This is a genomic window from Colwellia echini, assembly GCF_002843355.2.
GTDB lineage: Bacteria > Pseudomonadota > Gammaproteobacteria > Enterobacterales > Alteromonadaceae > Colwellia > Colwellia echini.
In genome coordinates this window covers 1-510 of record NZ_PJAI02000099.1, presented here as the reverse complement: position 1 = coordinate 510, position 510 = coordinate 1, and the positions used below count along the sequence as shown (strand labels likewise).

1 pseudogene is annotated in these 510 nt (G+C 46.3%); it reads right to left on the bottom strand.

Features of this window, described 5'->3' with window-relative positions:
* Positions 1-510 (bottom strand): annotated as a pseudogene (locus CWS31_RS17675) (hypothetical protein); the annotation flags it as partial.

Genomic DNA, 510 nt, shown 5'->3' with positions numbered 1-510 from the left:
CAATAGAAACACCCGCATTTACCGTGAAACTGTCAACGCCATTACCGCCGATTAAATTCACAAAGTCTGTAAAGTTAATACCGTTTAAAGTACCTGCGTTATTCGCATTAACTAACCAGGTGTTCGTCGTATCACCCGTTAAGGTGGCTGTGCCTACACCGTCAACTAATTCAAAACCTGAGATGTCTGTGATTAATAAACTGCCGTTCGTTGCGGTTAGGTTAAACGTGTCTTTTGCATCTAAAGCAACACCTTGAGCGCCGCCCGCAATCGTGCCAGTAACTACGCCCGTATTATCCAAACTAACCGTGTCATCACCATCACCACCAGAAATGCTAGCAATTCGACCTGTTGTATCACCATTGATAGTGAAAATATCATCACCAGCAGCGCCTACAAGAGCTCCCGTTATACCCGCTGTGCCAATAGTAAAGGTATCTGCATCAACACCACCCGTGATAGCACCCGCAGTGCCATTAATCGCGTACGTGTTTACGCCATTGCCACCAC